We start from the raw sequence: 19,439 nt of genomic DNA, 5'->3' as shown, positions 1-19,439 counted from the left end.
ATCGATGTCTTCGATCAGCGTCGTCGAGGCGACCGGATGGCTGTCGTAGGGGTCGTCGATGTGCGTGTCATCGCGTCAGTCGTCGTCGGCCGTGGCGGTACCGTCGAAGTCGGATGCCATCTCGGCTTCGTGTTCGTGGAGGTGGCGCATCCGCTCGGGGAGGTCGATGCCGCGTTGTGCGTAGCGCCACACACGATAGCGATAGACGGCGTATCCCACCCCGAGCCAGACGGGAACCGCGGTCGCGATGATAAGCCCCGAACCTTCCCCGAGTCCCAGCAGGATCCACAGACCGACGGGGATGACGACGCCGATGGCCACCAGCGGGTAGAGCAGCGCTTTGGGAACGCGGTAGGTGGACTTCTCGTAGCGCTCGGGGAAGCGACGGGTGAGCTGGAGCGCCCCGAGCGCGAGAAAGACCATGTCCATCAGAAAGGACAGCGAGAGCACGAACGCGAGTTCGAGCAACCCCGGCGCGAACGGGACGATGACGAGTGCCGGGATGCCCATCGCGAGAATGGCGGCATCCGGGCTCCCCCAGCGCTCGTTGATGTGCGCGAGCTGATTGGGGATGACGCCGTCGCGAGCCGCCCGCATGACGATCCGGGAGACGTTCACGAACACTGCGTTCACCGTCGTGAGACCGCCGACTATCGCCGCGGCCACGATCAGGAACACGCCCCACCACGGGAGGAACTCCCGGGCGACGACCGCGATACCCGCCTCGGCACCCGCCCATTCGGTCCAGTGAACGACGCCGATGGCCACGACGATGAGCCCCGTGAGAAGCGTCATTCCGATAACCGTACTGAGCGCGATCGATCGGGGAATGTTCCGTATCGGATTCTCGATTTCCTCACCGAGTTGCAGGGGAAGACTGAACCCCGTCATCCCGAGGAACAGCGTGATCACGGCCGCGACGAAGGGATCGATCGCTTCACCCGGAAACACCGGCGTGAAGTTCCCGGGACTGATGTGGAACAGTCCAACGCCGACGAACAGCGCCGAGGCGACGATGATGATCGTGACCAGTCCGTACTGGATCAGCGCCGTCGCCCGAATGCCGAGGATGTTGATGATCATGAACGCGAAGATCAGACCCCCGACGAGCAGTTCCGTCGAAACGGTCGGGATCGTGAACGCGATCGTCGATCCCAGCGTCACGTCGAGTGGGAGATAAAAGCGGAGATACTGGGCGAACGCCTGCGCAGTGAACGGCAACCCGAACCAGATCGCCGGCAGCGAAACCCACGGTCTGGCGAACCCCCAGAACGGGCTCAAGAGTACGGAGTTGTACACGTAGCCGCCGCCGGACGTCGGCATCGCACCGCCGAGCTGGAGCATGAACACGAACAGCACCACCGTCGGAATCACCACCAGGAGGGCAGCCAGCGCCATGCTCGGACCAACTCCGGTCGCCAGGAGTTCGGCAGGGACGATGAACGTCGTTGCTGCGATCGCATTGCCGATTGCGAGCGCCGTTGCGCCGGTGAGACCGATTTTCTGGTCGGGGATCTCGAAGCTAGCCTCGGGCATCACCTATCGATTCAGCCCGCTACGTATATAGTTTATGCCTACTGTTATCATGATCCGTGGTTTCGATCGACACTAAACTAGGCAGCGACTGGTTCGGACGCACAGCTTCGAATGACGATATCGTTGCGAGCGCCATCAATACTGACGACGCCAGCACATCCAAACGGCAGGTGATCGTACGGAGACGACGAGAACGACCTGGCTTACAGCTCCTCGCTCGGTTCGAGCGTTCCGACCTCCGACTCGACACGCTCTTCGAGCTTGTACCGTTGGACCTTCTGGGTCGCGCTTTTGGGGAGTTCGTCGACGAAGAACACTCGCCGCGGGTGGGCGTATGCCGCGACGTTCTCCAGGGCGAACCGACGGATTTCGTTCTCGGTGACGGTCGCCCCCTCCTCGCAGACGACGTAGGCGACCGGTGCCTCGCCCTTCACCTCGTGATCGGCGGCGACGACCGCCGCCTCCTCGACGTCGGGATGGAAGAACAGTTCGTCCTCGATTTCGGCGGGATAGACGTTCTCGCCGCCGACGACGAGCATGTCGTCGCTGCGGTCGACCATCCAAAGGAAGCGATCCTCGTCGACGCGCGCGATGTCCTTGGTGTAGAACCAGTCCTCGTCGTCGAACACCTCCTCGTTCTTCTCGGGCAGGTTGTAGTAACCCTCGAAGACCGGCGGGCCGCGGATCGCGATCTCGCCCGTGTAGCTCGGTTCGTCGTCGAAATCCGGTTCGTAGCCGGTGAGGCCGGCCGGTGCGGTCGGATCGAGATGTTCGGGCGGGACGCGCGTCTCGCGGGTCACCGGATCGACCAGCTTCATCTCGACGCCCGGCATCGGCTGGCCGATACAGCCCGCGCCCTTCTGGACGCCCCTCGCGGATGCGGCCGTGCCGGCCGTGGTCTCGGTCATCCCCCAGCCCTCGACGAGCGCGACGCCGAAGCCATCCTCGATACGGTTGCGGGTGTCGGCTGCCAGCGGTGCCGCGCCGATCCCCAGGGTCTTGATCGAGGAGACGTCGTACTGCTCGGGGTTGGCTTCGAGCTCCTGCACCATGCTGATGTACAGCGCCGGAACGCCGGTGAAGTCGGTGATCCCGCGGCGGTCGATCGTTTCGAGCAGGACGTCCGGCCTGACCTGATTCTGGAGCACGACCGACCGCCCGCTGTACAGCGTAAACAGCGTACTGCCGATCAGCCCGATGATGTGGTACATCGGCGTGATCAGCAGTATCGAGTCCTCCTCCGGGTCGATCGCCTGCGTTTCGGCGAACGCCTGCAGCGTCGTGAGGATGTTGCGGTGGGTCATCGGGACGCCCTTCGGGTTGCCCGTGGTCCCGCTCGTATAGCCCTGGAAACAGGCGTCGGACTCGTAGTCGCGGTCGACGGTCTCGAACTCCGTGGCGCGGTCCGCGACCCACTCGTCGTAGTCCGTGACGCCCCCCGCTTCGCCGCCCGGGACGAACGCGTGTTCGAGATCGAGCGCCTCGTTGAGCCCGGCGACCAGCTCGCCCAGCCGTTCGGAGCCGAACAGGACGTCGACACCGGCGTCTTCGAGCACGTAGACGAGCCGGTCGTGTGCCAGCTGGACGTTGAGCGGTACGGCCACCGCCCCCACCTTGCAGATGCCGAACGCGACCGGCATGTACGTGAGGTTGTTCTCCATCGCGATGGCGACCCGATCGCCCGGTTCGACGCCCGCGTCGACGAGCCCGTTCGCGACCCTGTTGGCCGTGGCTTCGAGCTCCGCGTAGCTCAGTTCGTCTTCTTGGTGATGCATCGCCGTCTTCTCCCCGTATCGCTCGGCCCCCATCGACGGGAGATCCCCGAGATGTCGGAGCGGTGTCCGTTGGTGAAACTTCATCCTTCGATCCGTCACGTTTGAAACCATATGTCTTAGTTCTTTCCCATAGATTGTTATCGTTTTCCGCGGCCGGCGATTGTGGGGGAGCGGAAAGGGACGAAGGAAGGGGGAGAAGGCGAGGAAAAGGGAGGAAAGAGAAGGAGGGGAGAGGGGGGGGGGAGGAGACCGACCTGAAAATCGGAACGCGATGGTGGGAGGGAAAACATTTATCAAAGATAACTACCGACGTATCGACGGTTGCAAAACCACGCATGAACTTCGACTATACTGACGAGCAGGAGGCGTTCCGCCGCGAGATCCGGGAGTGGTACGAAGAGAACCTCCCCGACGGCTGGATCGAGGGCGATCGCGACCTGCCGGACGACGAGGACGAACGCGAACAGTTCCTCCGGGAGTGGCAGCGGAAACTCCACGAGGGTGGCTGGGCGGCGATCCACTGGCCCGAGGAGTACGGCGGTCGTGATGCGAGCCTGATGCAGCAGTTGATCTACCAACAGGAGAAGGCCCGTGTGAACCCGCCGCCCGAGCGCAGCGAGATCGGCGTCGACCTCGTCGGCCCGGCGATCGAGGGGTTCGGCACCGAAGAACAGAAGGAACGCTTCCTGCCGAAGATCCTGAACGGTGAGGAGCTCTGGTGTATCGGCTACTCCGAACCGGACGTCGGCTCCGACCTCGCGAGTCTCCAGTGCAAGGCGGTCGACGAGGGCGACCAGTTCCGCATCAACGGCCAGAAGATCTGGACGACGCACGCCCACAAGGCCGACTGGTGTTACATGTTCACCCGGACGGACGATTCCGGGCCGAAACACCACGGCATCACCGCTCTCATCGTCGACATGGACCAAGAGGGTGTGACGAACGAGCGCATCCGCCAGATCACCGACGAGCGCGAGTTCAATCAGGTCTACTTCGACGACGCGACGACCCCGAAGGAGAACGTCCTCAACGAAGTCGACGAGGGCTGGGAGGTCGCCATGCGACAGCTCTCCTTCGAGCGGATCTCGCTCTCGCAGTCGCTCGATCTCGAACGGCGCTTCGACGAGCTCGTCGAGTTCTGCAAGAACGAGACGCGCGGCGGCACACCGCTGGTGGAGGACCCACACATCCGCGAGAAACTCGCCGAGTTCGACACCCGGATTCAGGCGGCGAAGCTGACCTACTTCCGCAACGTGAGCAAGCAGATGAACGGCGATCTCGGTGCCGAGGCCTCGTTCGGCAAACTGTACGACAGCGAGGTCGCCGCCGATCTCCACCGGTTCAGAGTGAAACTCGGCGGGCCGAAAGCCGCGCTCTGGGGCGACGACTCGCCGAACGGGGCGGCGAAGGACTCGCTCGCGAACATCTCGATCCGGATCGGCGGTGGGACGTCGGACATCCAGCGCAACATCATCGGCGAACGAGTGCTCGGGCTGCCGAAGGGAGATCAGGAGTAAACGATGGATTTCACGCTCTCGGACGAACAGAATCAGATGCAGGAATCGGTGCGCGACTACCTCGAATCGGAAGGCGGCATCGAGCTCGCCCGCCGACAGATGGACGGCGAGGACGTCGTCGACGAGGTCTGGGACGGTCTCGCCGAGATGGACTATCCGGCACTGAGCGTCCCGCTCGAATACGGTGGCCTGGGTGACGATCTGCTCTACCTCTCGCTGCTGTTCGAGGAGGCCGGCCGGGTCGCGCTCCCGGGACCGCTGCCCGAGACGCTCGGGTTCACCGTTCCGTTGCTCGCGGAACTCGGTACCGACGAACAGAAAGAGCAGTTCCTGCCGGCGATCGCCGACGGCGATCTCCGTGCGAGCGTCGCGCTCTACGACGACGCCACCGAATCGCTCCCCGGGGCCATCCGGATGGAGGCCGAACCCACGGACGACGGCTATCGTCTCGACGGGACGAAAACGCTCGTGCCCTACGCCGAAAGCGTCGATCGGGTGGTCGTGCCCGCCCGAACCCGCCAGGACACCGGTTACGATGGCATCACGCTGTTCTTCGTCGATCCCGCGGCGGCGGAGGCAGAGCAGCTCGACACGCTCGACAAGACTCGACCGCTGTACGAACTGACCTTCGACGCGGTCGAGGTTTCCGGCGCGCGGCTCGGCCCGGTTGACGGCGGCGGGGACGCGCTCAAGCGCGCCATCGACCGCCTCAACGTCTCGATGTGTGCGATGCTCGTCGGCGGGGCCGACGAGGCGGTCGACCGCTCGGTCGAGTACGGCAAGCAGCGCGAACAGTTCGACAAACCGATCGGGCAGTTCCAGGCGGTCAAACACCGCATCGCCGATATGTGGCTCGACACGGAGGCCGCGCGATCGCTCACCTACTACGCGGCGTGGGCGATCGCGAACGACGAGGACGACGCACGCCAGGCCGTTTCAAGGGCGACCTGGTACTGCACCGAGCGCTGTGGCGAGCTCTTCGAGGACGATATCTTCAACCACGGCGCGACGGGCTACACGTGGGATCACGACGGCCACATCTTCCTCAAACAGGCGAAGACCTGGGCGAACCTCCTTGGCTCGCCGACGGAACACCGCCGACGGATCGCCGACATCCGGCTGTAGCGTCGACCACGATTCGTTCCTTTTCGATCGGAATCGAGAACTGATTTGGCCGTCATCTCTCGAGCCTGATTTACCGAAAAACAACGGCTTCGACCGGTATCGCGCGCTACACGCGCTCGATGATGGTGGCGACGCCCATGCCGAGCCCGATACACATCGTCGAGAGCCCGTAGCGCTGGCCGGTCTCTTGGAGCTGGTGGGCGAGTTTCGTCACGAGCATGCTGCCGGTCGCGCCGAGCGGGTGGCCGTGGGCGATCGCGCCGCCCCAGACGTTGGTTCGATCCCACTCGGCGTCGGTGTCCTGGAGCCACGCCGCGACGACCGACGCGAACGCCTCGTTGCACTCGAACAGGTCGATATCGGCCCCGGTCATGTCGTTCGCCGCGAGGATCTCGTTGGTCGCCGGTAAGGGACCAGTGAGGATCGTCTCGGGCGAAACCCCGACGATGTGCGTGTCGACGATGCGGGCCATCGGATCCCAGCCGCGATCGTCGGCGACGTCGGGGTCCGCGACCAGTAGCGCTGCCGAGCCGTCGACGACGCCCGAGGAGTTGCCCGCGTGGATGACGCCGTCGCCCTCCTCCCGCGCGATTACCGGCAGGTTCGAGAGCGTCTCCCTGTCCGTCTCCGGCCGGGGGTGTTCGTCGACCTCCACAGTAATGTCCTCGCCATCGAGTTCGGTCTCGACGGGCGTCACCTGACTGTCGTAGTGGCCGGCATCCCAGGCCTCCTTCCAGCGGCGTTGTGAGTCGAGGGCGATCGAATCGACGTCCTCGCGGGTGATGTCCCAGCGATCGGCGATGAGTTCGGCTCCCTGGAACTGGTTGGTCTGGCTGCCGACCGGGAACTGCTCGTGGTAGGTCTCGCTACGTTCGCCCGCGTCGTCTCCGATGGCGTGGTCGGTCATGTGCTCGACGCCGCCGGCGATCATCACGTCTCGATAGCCCGACTTCACGCTCGCGGCGGCGAGATTGAGTGTCGTCTGGCCCGAACCGCACATCCGGTTGAGCTGGAAGCCCGGGACCGCGTCGCCCCAGCCGGCGACCATCGTCGCGTGCCGGCCGATGTTGCTCCCCTGCTTGTCGATGGCGGTGACACAGCCGATCGCGGCGTCGTCGACAGTGGACGCGGGATCGAACCCGACCCGTTCTTCGAGCGCGCGCAGCGGTGCGGCCGCGAGGTCTTGGGGGTGCGTGTCGCGGAACACGCCCCCGTCAGCCCCGAACGGCGTTCTGACGCAGTCGACGATAACAGGATCGTTCATTGGGAATGCTGTTCCATCGAACGCTTCGGGAACGCTTGAATGTTTTGGCGATGTGAGCGAAACGATTCGATCGATGTCGGTGCCAACCGGCGAATCATCCTCGCGTCTCACACAGAAAATCCGACAGTATCGAAATTAGGCAGAAAGCGCGGTACGTGAGGGGTATTCTCGATGTTAGTGACTGGAAATATTTCGTTATCGTCGAATCAGTTGGTAATTATCGACCATTTCTAACCACACGCCACTCTTCCTCTCATTCGTTTCCCGATTCGAGCTGCCGGGTTCTACACAAGACATACCGAGCAGAAGTGATCAGCCTTTCCAAGAATAACAGTGTTACTTCTGTTATTCAGTCTGTGATAGCCCCCGGCCGATACCGTTCTCGCGATCGAGCGGATCACGAATAGTGCTCGACTGCGACGTGGTGTTCTGGATGCTCCACGAATACGCTGAAGAGTTGACTTCGACATTGTCGAATGTAAAACGTACGTACTGCTACTGGGCCGCAAACCGGGACAGGACCGTCCATGTCTTCGCAGTCGCCGGCCAAACGATCGAGGTCCCAGTATCAATTCGGATTGCACAGTCCACAAAACGGGGATGGAAGATTACCATACTACATTTTCGAAAGTATCGAAACACATCGAGGCATTCGTCCGCATCGAGCCGGTCCCATGCGCCATCTCACGCGACGCTGATCGGACGATCGTGAAACGAAAGGAGGTCGCGGCGTTCGGCCGCGATCGAATCGTCCGCTGTACCGTAGTCTGGCCTTAGAACGCGAACAGATCCGCACCGCCGGTGACACCGACGAGCTGGCCGGTGACGTAGTTCGCCTGCTCGCTCGACAGGTAGGCGATGAGGTTCGCGACGTCTTCCTCGCGGCCGGCCCGCCGCATCGGGATCATCTCCACGATCCGGTGCATGTGCTCGTCCATCGCCTCGATCTCCTCCAGCTCCAGATCGGCGAGCTCGCTCGCCGCGAGGCTCGGCGCGACGATGTTCGCGGTGACGCCCGACTGTGCGCCTTCGAGCGCGAGCGTCTTGCCGAAGCCGATGAGCGCGGATTTCGTCGCCGAGTAAGAGGCCTGGCCGAACCCGCCGAGCCAGCCCGCGATCGACGTCATGTTCACGACCCGACCCCAGCCACGCTCGCACATCGCGGGGAACACCTCGCGGGTGACGTTGTACGTCCCGGTGAGGTTGACCGCCACGTCGCGGTCCCAGAGATCGTCGTCGTAGTTTTCGAGCTTCGAGCGTGCGTCGACCGCCGCCGCGTTGTTGACGAGGATGTCGACGCCGCCGCTCTCCTCGCGGATCGCCTCGATCGTCGAGGCGACGCCATCGCGGTCGGTGAGATCGCACTCGATCGGTTCGACGCTGCCGGCGAGGTCGTCGAGGTCGGCCGCGACCGACTCGGCACCCTCCAGGTCGACGTCGAGACAGTAGACGTCCGCGCCTTCGTCGGCGAGTATCTCACAGTCGGCGCTGCCGATCCGGCCACCGCCGCCGGTGACGACGGCGGTCTTGTCGCTGATTCCGAGATCCATTGCGAACAGCAATTCCGAGGTCGGAGTATTAAACCTACTGCTCCCGGCACGTCCGGGGGATTTATTACTCGGACCATGGATGAGTTGGTATGCCGTGGAATTCAGACGCATGTATCGTCGGACTCGGCGAGACCGAATACGTGAAACAGGGCGAGATGACCGACCGCAGCGAGTTCGAACTCGCCTGTGAGGCGATCGAGAACGCCGCCGGGGACGCCGGCGTCGACATCGAGGACGTCGACGGCTTCTCGTCGTACGCGAACGACCGGAACAAGGGCTCGCTCGTCGCCGACGCGCTCGGCATCCCTGAAGTGAAGTTCTCGAACAAGGTCTGGGGCGGCGGTGGCTGTGGCGGCTCCGCCGCGGTGATGAACGCCGCGATGGCCGTCGAATCGGGCGCGGCGGAGTACGTCGTCGCCTACCGCGCGCTCTGCCAGGGCCAGTTCGGCCGTCGTGGCCAGACCCAAGGGATCGATTACGCGGAGGGCACCGACGCATTCGCCCACTCGCTGGGGCTCGAAACGCCGCCGCAGATGTACGCGCTGCCCGCACAGCGCTACATGCACGAGTACGACGTCCCACAGGAGCATTTGGGTCACGTCGCGCTCACCTCGCGCGCCCACGCGAACCGCAACCCGCGGGCCGTGATGTCCGACCGCGAGATGACGATGGAAGAGTACATGGACTCGCCACCCATCACCGACCCGTACAAGCTCTACGACTGCTGTCTGGAGAGCGATGGGGCCTGTGCCGTGCTCGTCACCTCCGCCGAGAACGCCGCCGACCTGCCACAGCCGGCCGTCGAGATCACGTCGGCCGCGCAGGGCGGTGGGCCTGGTTGGGGCAGCGGCGTCCTCTCTTCGCACAACATGCCGCTTGAGGACTATCCGACCTCGAACGCCGCGCGGGTCGCCGATCGGCTGTTCGAGAGCGCCGGGCTCACGCCCGACGACATCGACGTCGCACAGTTGTACGAGAACTTCACCGGGATGGTGCTGATGACCGCCGAGGACTACGGCTTCGCGCCCCGCGGTGAGGCCGGCGAACTGTTCGTCGACGGCAACGCCATCGGGCCCGACGCCGATCTCCCGATCAACACCTCGGGCGGCAACCTCTCGGAGGCGTATATCCACGGGTTCAATCTGGTCGTCGAGGCTGCCCGACAGGTCAGAGGAACTTCGCCGACACAGGTCGACGACGTCGAGTACAGCCTGGTCGCCAGCGGTCCCGGCGTGACCCCCCACAGCGGGCTGATCCTCTCGCCCGCGTAGTTACACAGCACAAACATGAGTTCAGACAACAGCAACGACGACGTCACGGCGATCGACGTAGCGACGGGATCGTTCGAGGAGGCACAGGAGTGGGTCGGCCGATCGGGAGACACGTTCTTCGCGGCCGAGCCGGTCAACCGCTCGATGATCCAGTTCTACGCCGAACTGATCGAGGACGCGAACCCCTCCTTTTGGGACGAGCGCTTCGCGGCGAACCACTGGGGAGCCATCCGGAGCCCGCCAGGTCTGTTCTGGACCTGGAAGATGGATCCGGAGTGGACGCCCGGGCCGGATGCCGAGGGGGCCGACGGCGAGGACGTCTCGGTGACGGACGTACCGTTGCCGGGCGGAAAGGACACCATCATCAACACGCAGTCGAAGACCACGATCCATCGACCGCTGCTGGTCGGCACGCAGCTGAACTGGCAGACCTCGATCGAATCCGTGAGCGAGGAGAAGGAGACGCGGGTCGGGACAGGTAACTTCGTCACCGAGAAGACGACCTATCGCGACGGCGGTGGCGAACTCGTTGCCGAGGAGTCGAACGTGATGCTCCGCTACAGCGCCGACGACGAGGAGGAACGTACGGAATCGTTCGAGACGCCCTTCGCCGAGGGTCGTCGTGCAGTCGATGTGCCGGATGGACAGGGACCCGACGATCCGTACGCGTCGATCGACATCGACGAGGTTTCGCCGGGTGACGGGGTCGACGGGTTCGAATTCCCCGTCACGTACACGAAGGTCGTTCACAACGCGGCCGCGACGCGGGACTTCTCGGGTCATCACCACGATCCCGAGTACACCCGTTCGCGGGGCAACGAGACGATCTTCCTCAACACGATGGCGCTTCAAGGGTTGGCCGATCGGGTGGCGGTGCAGTGGGCCGGCCCGGAGTGGCGGATCGCCGAACGCGAGATCGCGATCCAGGGAACGGCCTATGCCGGCGACAAACTCTCCGTCGGAGCCGAGGTCACGGACGTCGACGAGAACGAGGGTCGGATCGAGCTCGGCGTGACGATGGACAACGACGGCCGGGACGTCTGCCCGTCGTCGGTCACGCTCGTCAGAGACGGGGTGAAATAGCCCGATGATGGGATACGATAGCCGGATATCGATGCCGTCGAACCACGGGCGGACGAACGGACGGAACGTTTATTCCACGGTGGCCGGAAGGAGAGGACGAGGACAATGAGAGGTACTACCAGAGAGGAGATCTTCCCGCTCCCGGAGAAGGGGATCGACACCGCCCCGTTCTGGGAGGCGTGTAACCGACACGAGCTCGTCGTCCAGCAGTGTGCGGACTGTGGCGCGCTCAGACACCCACCCACGCCGGTCTGTCCCGACTGCCGGTCGTACGAGGTCGACTGGGCCGACGTTCCCGGCACCGGCGAGATCTACACGTACACGACGACCCACTACGCCGCCAGCCCCGCCCACGAGGATCACACCCCCTACAACGTCTCCATCGTCCTGCTCGATGGGACCGAGGACATCCGTCTCATCACGCAGGTCGTCGACATCGATCCCGAATCGGTCGAGATCGGCATGCCGGTCGAAGTGGTCTGGGAGGACGTCAACGAAGATACGACGGTCCCGCTGTTTCGTCCGTCCTGAAACAGCTACTCAGCCGGCGAGCACGCATTTCCTGACGCCGTCGGTTTCGTGCCAGTCGAGTCGGCCCTCGTCGTCCAGCAGATCGAGGTGGCCGACGATCTCGGAGATGCCGACGAACCCTTCCGTTGCGGGCAGTTCCGGAAACAGCTCGTTCATGAGTCGATAGGCCGTCGTTCCCGGCTCCGAATCAGGGATCATCCCCGCGATGTGTTCCTTTCGCTCGTGATGGTGGGCAATCGTCTCGTCGATACGTTTCTGGAGAGATCTCAGTCGATCCCCATGACCGCCGTAGCCGACCGTCTCGTCGACCGTGCGGAGTTTTTCGAGCGACGCGAGATAGGTCGGGAGGCTTCGCGTTCGCTCGTCACTTCTCCCGGGAAGCGTCGTGAGCGTCGGGTTCGGCGTGATGTCCGGAAGTACGTGATCGCCGGTGAAGACGGCGTTCTCGCTCCGGAGCCGATAGCAGACCGAACCGACGGCGTGGCCCGGCGTGTGAACGCAGTCGAGGACGACGCCGAGATCGAGTCGCTCGCCGTCGGCGACCGTCCGATCCGGCGTGACCGGACTCTGGAAATCCGTGTACGATTCGGGAAGCGTGAGAAGCGTTTCGACGGTGTCTTCGGGCATCCCCATCGAGCGCAAAAACCCGTGGAAGAACGCCTGTTCGTCCTCGAACTGGCCGGTCGGGGCCACGAGGCGCTCGACCGCGTCCCCGTGAGCGATGACGCGCGCATCCGCCTCGTCGGCGAGCCGCCGTGCACCGCCGAAGTGGTCCATGTGCGGGTGCGTGATGAGGACGTTCGCAACGTCTTCGACGGAGTAGCCACGCTCGTTCAGACCCGAGCGGAGTGCCTCCCGAGCGTCGGCCGTCTCCGGCCCGGGATCGATAACGGTGAGTTCGGCCGTCGGTAGCAGGTAACAGTTGACGTCCCCGACGCCGAAGGGCGTCGGCAGCCGTATTCGATCGATGCTGGTCACGGAGCGAGTTCGGAGTGCAGTGAAATAACGTTACGGGGTCGATCGTGGCAGTGAAATAAACGGATTCCGATGCGCAGCCGTCGCCGTCGATCGGGGAGCCCCTCTGTCTTCACTGAGTCGTACTGTACTGTGCGTACGTGAGATTGAACTCCAGGACGTTCTTGAGTCTGCGGAGCGCTTCGGGGAGTTCTTCGGTGAGGCGTTCGTCGGTGAACTCGCTCGCCGGGCCGTAGACGAGGATCGAGCCGATGTTGCGGGCGTCCTCGACGAGGATCGGGATCGCGATCTCGTGGATGCCGACGATATCCTCCTCGCGCGAGACGGCGTAGCCGACCTCTCGGATCGTTTCGAGCTCCTCGAACAGCGTCTCCCGATCGGTGATCGTGTTCTCGGTGACTGCGTCGAGCCCAACGTTTTCGACGATCGCCTCGACTCGCTCGTGCGGGAGACTCGCCAGGATGGCCTTGCCGCCCGCGTTGATGTGGAGGTAGTTGCGGTTGCCCGCCCGTGGCTGGATCCGCATCGAATCGTCGTTCTCGACGCTGTAGAGCGTGACGCCATAACCGCTCTCCTCCTTCAACAGGACGATGTTGTTGTCGGTCTCGGCGGCGAACTTGTCGATCTCCGGTTTCGCCGCCGCGTACAATGGGTCCTGGCTCCGTACCTCCGTGCCGACCGAGAGATGGAGCGAGCTGACGTAGTAGCCGTCGTCGCCACGGATGAGGTAGCCGATTTCAGTCAACGTATTGAGATATTCGTGGGTCGTGCTCAGCGGTCTGTCGATCCGTTCGGCGGTCTCGGTCACGCCTGCGCCGTCGTTTTCGACCAAGAAGTCGACGATGTCCTTCGCGGTCCTGAGCGACTGTATCGGCACGGTGTCGGATGCATCCATACAGCAACGGGTCGGCGATTCCACATCAATGTTTCGTGTATATCGAAAGCAGCGCAGTAGGGGAGCGATGCCCGAGGATCGGCAGTGCTGTTACAGCCACATCGACAATTGATGCAACGATGGTGTTTACATCCGAAATGCTGATCGCGAGCGCGTGCCGGACTGCAAGAAGTCGCACACACCGGTATCGTTAATAGCGAGAGGAAACGAACGACTGTATGAAGGTTCTGGTGGCAGTGGCGGAGGTGGCCGACGTCGAGGACGAGTTCGAAATCGACGGGCTGGCCATCGACGAGCAGTACCTGAACTACGACCTCAATGAATGGGACGACTACGCCGTCGAGGCGGGCGTCCAGCTCCAGGAAGCCGGCGAGGACGTCGAAGTGGTTTCGGTGACGATCGGGCCCGAGCGCGCCGACGAGACCATCCGGATGGCACTCGCCAAGGGCGTCGACCGTTCCATTCGTGTCTGGGACGAGAACCTGGAGGGAACGGAGTACCTCGACAGCGAGACCAAAGCCGACGTTCTGGCAGCTGTCGTCGAGGACGAACAGCCCGATCTCGTTCTCACGGGTGTCCAATCGGACGATACCGCCTTCGGCGCGACGGGTGTTGCCTTGGCCGAGGAAGTCGGCTTCGAGTGGGCCGCCGTCGTCAACGATCTCGAATACGAACCGGGGAATGAGACCGCGTCGGTTCATCGCGAACTCGAAGGTGGCGTCGAGGAGTTCACTGACGTCGAACTCCCTGCCGTGCTCACGATCCAGACGGGGATCAACGAACCGCGCTACGCCAGTCTACGTGGGATCCGGCAGGCCCAGTCCAAGGAGATCGCCCCCAAAACCCTCGACGAGCTGGGTCTCGACGCCAGCGTCACCGACAGTGACGTCTCGTTGACGCAGCTCTACGAGCCCGAGACCGAAAGCGATGCCACCCTCTTCGAGGGCAGCCCCGACGAGGAGGCCGACCAACTCGCCGACCTCCTCCGCGACGAGGGGGTCGAAGCATGAGCGATATTCTGGCCGTCGCCGAACACCGCCGCGGTGATCTTCGTGACGTCAGCTTCGAACTCGTGACTGCCGGGCGCGAACTCGCCGACGCCGCCGATGGCGACCTCCACGTGGCCGTCATCGGCGGCGATGTCGACGGGTTTGCCGACGAACTCAATCGGGAGGGAGTCGATATGGTTCACACCGTCAGCGAGGGCGAGGAGTTCAACCACGACATCTATACCCAGTCCGTCGAAGCGCTCGCCGACGAGATCGATCCCGAACTGCTCGTGCTGCCCAACACGGTCAATGGACTCGACTACGCGCCCGCCGTTGCCAACGCACTGTCGCTCCCGCTGGTGACCGACGCCATCGACGTCGAGTACGGCGACGAACCGGCCGTCACCCGCGAGATGTACGGCTCGAAGGTCGAGACAGTGGTCGAGGTCGACGCCGATCGAGTGGCGCTGACGATCCGTCCCGGCGAGTGGCCACCCGCCGAGGGTACTGGTGATGCCGAAATCAGTCAGTTCGACGTGGATATCGACGAATCGGCCGTCCGCTCGACGGTCACGGGCTACCAAGAGGTCGGCGGCGGTGACGTCGATATCACTGACGCTGACGTGCTCGTCTCCGTCGGTCGTGGTATCGAGGAAGAGGAGAACATCGCGCTCGTCGAAGCGCTGGCCGATACCCTCGGCGCGACGCTCTCTTCATCGAGACCGATCGTCGACAACGGCTGGCTGCCCAAAAATCGGCAGGTGGGGCAGAGCGGGAAGGTCGTGACGCCCGACGTCTACATCGCCATCGGGATCTCGGGAGCCGTTCAGCACGTCGCCGGCATGAAAGGTGCCGACACCATCGTCGCCATCAACACCGACGCGAGCGCCCCCATCTACGATCTCGCCGACTACGGTGTCGCCGACGATCTCTTCGATGTCGTTCCCGCGCTTATCGAGGAATTCGGTGGCGAACCACCCGCACTCTGAGAGAGCGAGAGGAGCAACGCCGTTATCGATTCGGCGAGAATCGATCGCCGATTATACGAAGCTGTTTTCCAGGATCATCCGGATGACGATTCTGTCTTACAGTCTTCCATACATATAGAATCTGACTATAACTGAAAAATGTCTTTTCCCGTTTTCAGTCGTCTATATAGAATGTTTTTTGGGTGATGAATACGCTTTCAAGCAGCACGTGATGAGAGATTGTTTCGTTGGTTCGAATGTGGAAGATCTCCAGAGATCATCCTCGTAGAACATGTTGTTGGTACTGTATGCGATCCGATTAAGGACAACATTTTTGACGCAATGCGTCCGAAACAACGGTTAGACCAATGGCTTGTGAACATGGTGAGAGGCGTGCGGACAGTCTTTACAGCGTTATTTGGCCGAGATGTTGGATTGGAGAGGGACGTAGATCGCGGCATGCTCGATGGTGTAGAGTCGGAGGTGGTCAACGACTATCAATCGAAGCATCCGTGATGCCACTACCGGTGCGAAGAGAATGGTTGTCGAGCGCTTATCGCACAACCAGAATCTCAGTTGTGTCACTATTTTGGTCGTATTCAGAAACAGTCAGAATTTGCAAATATATGAGGACCTATACTTTGAGTTGTGAAGATTCGTAAACGAGAGGAGGCTTACTGAACAGTACGAGGGAGTTGCTATTTCCGAGCGATCTCGTTGTGATCGGGTCGGTACTGGTAGCTATCGGGTCGTGAGCACCGGAACGTCGCTCGTTCTGACCGTGCGGGCGGTCACGCTCCCGACGAGATAGCGTTCGAGTCCGGTTCGGCCGTGCGTGCCCATCGTGACGAGGTCGATTCCCTGGTCGTTGACGTATCGTTCGATCGCGCGGTAGGGGGTGCTCTGCCCGACTTCGGTGACGACGTCGATCCCGCGATCCTCGGCCGCGTCGGCGATCTCGGCGACCGCCTGCTCGCAATCGCTTTTCCAGGCTTTGACGATCGAGCCAGTATCGTAGGAGCCGGTGATCGAACTCAGATCCACGACCGAGAGCGCGTGGACGGTGCCGTCGTAGCGATCGGCGACGGCGAGCCCGTGTTCGACGGCGGCGCTCGCGGCGTCGCTGCCGTCGGTCGGGATCAGCACGTCGCCATAGCCGGCGTCCTCGTCCGGTGCTGCACGCGTCGTGAAGACGGGGACGTCGCCCGTTCTGACGACGCGCTCGGTGACGCTACCTACGAACACGCGCTGGAGGCCAGTTCGGCCGTGTGTGCCCATCGCGACGAGATCGGCGTCGTGCTTGTCGGCATGATCGAGGATCGTCCGGTGGGGAATCCCGTGTTCGACGGTCGACTCGAACGGGATGGCGGCGTCGGTCGCGAGATCTTCGAGCGATCGGAGGTTCTCGGCTGCGCCCTCGTCGAGCGCGTCGCGTTGCTCGTCGGCGAGCGAATCGAGTCCGGCGAAACCGCTGCTCGACGAGCGATCGTCGACGATGCTCAGGAAGCGCAGGTCGCTGTCGAACGCGTTCGCGAGCGCCAATGCGTGTCGTGCAGCCGCTTCTGCTCCCTCACTGCCGTCGGTCGGGACCAAGATGGTGTCGTACATCGAGCGTTCTCGACGAGTATTTCGCCTGCGGTGGTTAATACTGTCGGACAGATCTGATCAAGAACCTGTGACGCGAAAATCAGCTCGTTGCAATGGGTTCTCGGAATCGAATCTTCACGTACTTCTGTCCGACAGTATAAATCACACGCGTCTCGCTGCTGTGTGGAAAATCGTGTCGTGAACGATACTGACGCCGGTAGACGGGTGCACACCGTATCAATCGGAAGGTCTTTGCTCGGCGAATAGCGTCGCGTCAAGTCGGTCGTCGATCGCTGCACGCGTGGTATCGAGGATCGTCTCGTCGCCGAGTACCACCAGCTGCAGGCGCGCGCCGTCGATCATCGTCAACAGCAGCGTCGCGATGTAGTCGGGATCGACGGGTGCGAAGACGCCGTCGTCGATCCCACAGTCGATCACCCGCGCGGTCAGCCGGTGGACGTGCGCACGATTCCGGCGGAACTGCTCGCGGTAGGCCTCGTTGAACGGGGCCTGTGAGCGGAGTTCGAGCATCGCGATCTGGAAGGATTCGTTGTCGTCGGGCCCGTACAGCAGGCTGTCGATCAGCCCGTCGAGCTGCGTCACCGGATCCGTGATCTCGCTGGCCGCGACCCGGTTCTTGAAGTTCTCCAGGAGATAGGCGAGAAACGACGAGAGGAGGTCCTCGCGCGAGTCGTAGTGATAGAAGATCAGCGATTTGCTCTTGTCGAACTCGTCGGCGATCGCCTGAACGGAGAGATCGGCCGCCCCATGCGTACAGAGCGCCCGATAGGTCGCCTCCATGATCGCCTCGTTTGCCGTCCCCGACTCCGCCTGCTCCGCAGCACCGTCCGCCGTATCGATGTCGTCCGCGTTCGTCTCGCTCACTAACTATCTAGTTAGCCAGTCGTTCGGTTATAGTTTGTGTCCCACGTATGGCACACGGCGAGAGGCAGGGAGAGCCGATCGTGATTCCGATGCTGGCGGAGAGAACGAAAAACGTCGCGTTGCGGCCGGTTCAGTCGAGTTCGACCGTGGCGTCCTGTGTCCGGTCGAGGCGCACGGCACGCCCGGCGTCGGCCGATCGGTAGATGGCGTCGATGACGCGCTGGACGGTCAGCCCCTCGGCGATCGTGTTCCGTTCGGGCGGCGTCCCGCTCTCGATGCCCTCGATGAACGCGGCCTGTTCGGCCAGCATGTCGTCGTTCGGACGCGTCGTCACCGTTGTGTCGGTGAGATGGTCGACGCCGGCGTTGCTGCTCTCGTAGACCGTCAGCGTGTTCTCGTTGCGGTCGAACAGCGCGCCCGCCTCGGTTCCCCGGAGGAGGAACTCGTGGTTGGTCGGGCGGTTGGTCGCCCACGCGGCTTCGAGGCTCACCGTCGCCCCGTCGGCACACCGGATGAACGCGCTCACCGAGTCGTCGACGTTGAACTCCGAGGGGCCGAGATCCTCGCCGAGCATTTCGAGATAGGCGTAGTCCTCGCGCGAGCCGAACGCCGAGCGCGTCGTCGCCGACACCTCGACGACCTCCGGGAAATCGAGGAAGAACAGGGCGAGATCGATCGCGTGGACGCCGATGTCGATGAGCGACCCACCACCAGAAGCCGACTGGCTGGTGAACCACGAGCCACGCCCCGGGATGCCGCGCCGACGGATGTAGTTCGCCTCGACGTGGCGAGGGGTGCCGAAACGACCCTCCTCCTGAAAGCTCTTGAGCACCTCGACGGGGTTCGAGAACCGGTTTTTGAACCCCGTCATGACGAATCCATCACTACTCTCGGCGGCGGCGGCGATCGCCTCGGCGCTTTCGAGCGAGTGGGCGACCGGCTTTTCGAGCAGGACGTCCAGTCCCGCGTCGAGCGCCGCGATGGCGTACTCCTCGTGGAAGCGGTTCGGCGTCGCGACGATCACGCCGTCGGCGTCGTCGAACAGGTCGGTGACGTCGGCGTAGGCGTTGGTCGCGTACGAGTCGGCGAAGCGGCTGCGGGCGTCGGGGTCGATGTCGCTGCCGATGATATCGGCCCCGTTGTCGACGAGTCGGTCGGCGTGAAATCGCCCGATGTTCCCGAGTCCGATGATTCCGATGGTCGGAGAAGAGGAGGGCATATCCACTAGCTATGGGGGCGCTCGTTGTAAGAATACCGCTCTCGACCGGCTTCGAGGGATGCTCTCAGTACAACTGCTCCTCGCGCTCCTCGCGCTCGGCCTCACGTTCCGCCTCCTCTTGCTCCCGCCGTCGCCCGCGCAGATACTGCCGGGTCAACGGGATGAACGTGTTCTTCACGTCGAGGACGAACGACACCAGCCCGTAGGCCCAGAAGACGAACAGCAGCGACATCCCGCCGACGTAGAGCAGTCCGATATCGGTAACCATC

General features: G+C 63.0%; 17 protein-coding genes. 7 read left to right on the top strand and 10 right to left on the bottom strand.

The window, feature by feature from the left end:
* Positions 1–75: 75 nt before the first annotated feature.
* On the bottom strand, positions 76–1,536 hold the full coding sequence (locus C448_RS12095; RefSeq protein WP_004055130.1) for an APC family permease: 1,461 nt from the start codon (positions 1,534–1,536) through the stop codon (positions 76–78).
* A 203-nt stretch (positions 1,537–1,739) separates the two neighbouring features.
* A complete protein-coding gene (locus tag C448_RS12090; protein ID WP_004055128.1) occupies positions 1,740–3,395 on the bottom strand; it encodes a class I adenylate-forming enzyme family protein in 1,656 nt (551 codons plus the stop codon).
* A gap of 251 nt (positions 3,396–3,646) precedes the next feature.
* Between C448_RS12090 and C448_RS12085 the strand changes: the two genes are divergently transcribed.
* Both C448_RS12085 and C448_RS12080 read left to right on the top strand, forming a co-directional pair.
* A complete protein-coding gene (locus tag C448_RS12085; RefSeq protein ID WP_004055126.1) occupies positions 3,647–4,828 on the top strand; it encodes an acyl-CoA dehydrogenase family protein in 1,182 nt (393 codons plus the stop codon).
* A gap of 3 nt (positions 4,829–4,831) precedes the next feature.
* On the top strand, positions 4,832–5,953 hold the full coding sequence (locus C448_RS12080; protein WP_004055124.1) for an acyl-CoA dehydrogenase family protein: 1,122 nt from the start codon (positions 4,832–4,834) through the stop codon (positions 5,951–5,953).
* A gap of 106 nt (positions 5,954–6,059) precedes the next feature.
* Here C448_RS12080 and C448_RS12075 read toward each other — a convergent pair whose 3' ends face one another.
* Positions 6,060–7,217, bottom strand: coding sequence for a thiolase family protein (locus C448_RS12075; RefSeq protein WP_004055122.1), 1,158 nt, complete (start codon positions 7,215–7,217; stop codon positions 6,060–6,062).
* A 773-nt stretch (positions 7,218–7,990) separates the two neighbouring features.
* On the bottom strand, positions 7,991–8,767 hold the full coding sequence (locus tag C448_RS12070) for an SDR family NAD(P)-dependent oxidoreductase (RefSeq protein ID WP_004055120.1): 777 nt from the start codon (positions 8,765–8,767) through the stop codon (positions 7,991–7,993).
* 89 nt (positions 8,768–8,856) lie between these two features.
* On the opposite strand from C448_RS12070, the gene C448_RS12065 reads away from it, so the two are divergent.
* From C448_RS12065 to C448_RS12055, 3 genes are all read left to right on the top strand, one after another.
* Positions 8,857–10,038: a thiolase C-terminal domain-containing protein gene (locus tag C448_RS12065; protein ID WP_004055118.1), complete on the top strand. Its 1,182-nt coding sequence runs from the start codon at positions 8,857–8,859 to the stop codon at positions 10,036–10,038.
* Between the two features lie 15 nt (positions 10,039–10,053).
* Complete coding sequence (locus tag C448_RS12060) at positions 10,054–11,121, top strand: FAS1-like dehydratase domain-containing protein (RefSeq protein ID WP_004055116.1); 1,068 nt, start codon at positions 10,054–10,056, stop codon at positions 11,119–11,121.
* Between the two features lie 105 nt (positions 11,122–11,226).
* Positions 11,227–11,652: a Zn-ribbon domain-containing OB-fold protein gene (locus tag C448_RS12055; protein ID WP_004055115.1), complete on the top strand. Its 426-nt coding sequence runs from the start codon at positions 11,227–11,229 to the stop codon at positions 11,650–11,652.
* 9 nt (positions 11,653–11,661) lie between these two features.
* Here the strand turns inward: C448_RS12055 and C448_RS12050 are convergent, their stop codons facing one another.
* Together C448_RS12050 and C448_RS12045 are read right to left on the bottom strand one after the other, a co-directional pair.
* Positions 11,662–12,630, bottom strand: a complete 969-nt coding sequence (locus C448_RS12050; RefSeq protein WP_004055113.1) for an MBL fold metallo-hydrolase — start codon at positions 12,628–12,630, stop codon at positions 11,662–11,664.
* A gap of 109 nt (positions 12,631–12,739) precedes the next feature.
* Positions 12,740–13,522: an IclR family transcriptional regulator gene (locus C448_RS12045; RefSeq protein ID WP_004055111.1), complete on the bottom strand. Its 783-nt coding sequence runs from the start codon at positions 13,520–13,522 to the stop codon at positions 12,740–12,742.
* Positions 13,523–13,740: 218 nt separating this feature from the next.
* Here C448_RS12045 and C448_RS12040 point away from each other — a divergent pair, with 218 nt between their 5' ends.
* Together C448_RS12040 and C448_RS12035 are read left to right on the top strand one after the other, a co-directional pair.
* The gene (locus C448_RS12040; RefSeq protein WP_004055109.1) at positions 13,741–14,532 is read left to right on the top strand and encodes an electron transfer flavoprotein subunit beta/FixA family protein; all 792 of its coding nucleotides are present in this window, start codon (positions 13,741–13,743) and stop codon (positions 14,530–14,532) included.
* Complete coding sequence (locus C448_RS12035; RefSeq protein WP_004055107.1) at positions 14,529–15,500, top strand: electron transfer flavoprotein subunit alpha/FixB family protein; 972 nt, start codon at positions 14,529–14,531, stop codon at positions 15,498–15,500. Before C448_RS12040 ends, C448_RS12035 begins: the two co-directional genes overlap by 4 nt.
* 720 nt (positions 15,501–16,220) lie before the next feature.
* Here C448_RS12035 and C448_RS12030 read toward each other — a convergent pair.
* The 4 genes from C448_RS12030 to C448_RS12015 form a co-directional block, all read right to left on the bottom strand.
* Positions 16,221–17,087: a universal stress protein gene (locus tag C448_RS12030; RefSeq protein ID WP_004055106.1), complete on the bottom strand. Its 867-nt coding sequence runs from the start codon at positions 17,085–17,087 to the stop codon at positions 16,221–16,223.
* 216 nt (positions 17,088–17,303) lie between these two features.
* Entirely contained in the window at positions 17,304–17,951 is a 648-nt protein-coding gene (locus tag C448_RS12025; protein WP_004055104.1) for a TetR/AcrR family transcriptional regulator, read from the bottom strand.
* 130 nt (positions 17,952–18,081) lie between these two features.
* Complete coding sequence (locus tag C448_RS12020; protein WP_004055102.1) at positions 18,082–19,170, bottom strand: Gfo/Idh/MocA family protein; 1,089 nt, start codon at positions 19,168–19,170, stop codon at positions 18,082–18,084.
* A gap of 64 nt (positions 19,171–19,234) precedes the next feature.
* A complete protein-coding gene (locus C448_RS12015; RefSeq protein WP_004055100.1) occupies positions 19,235–19,438 on the bottom strand; it encodes a hypothetical protein in 204 nt (67 codons plus the stop codon).
* Position 19,439: the final 1 nt, after the last annotated feature.

The sequence above is a fragment of the Halococcus morrhuae DSM 1307 genome (genome assembly GCF_000336695.1).
Classification (GTDB): Archaea; Halobacteriota; Halobacteria; order Halobacteriales; family Halococcaceae; genus Halococcus; species Halococcus morrhuae.
The sequence above is the reverse complement of the archived record's forward strand: the minus strand, read 5'-3'. Positions and strand labels throughout refer to the sequence as shown.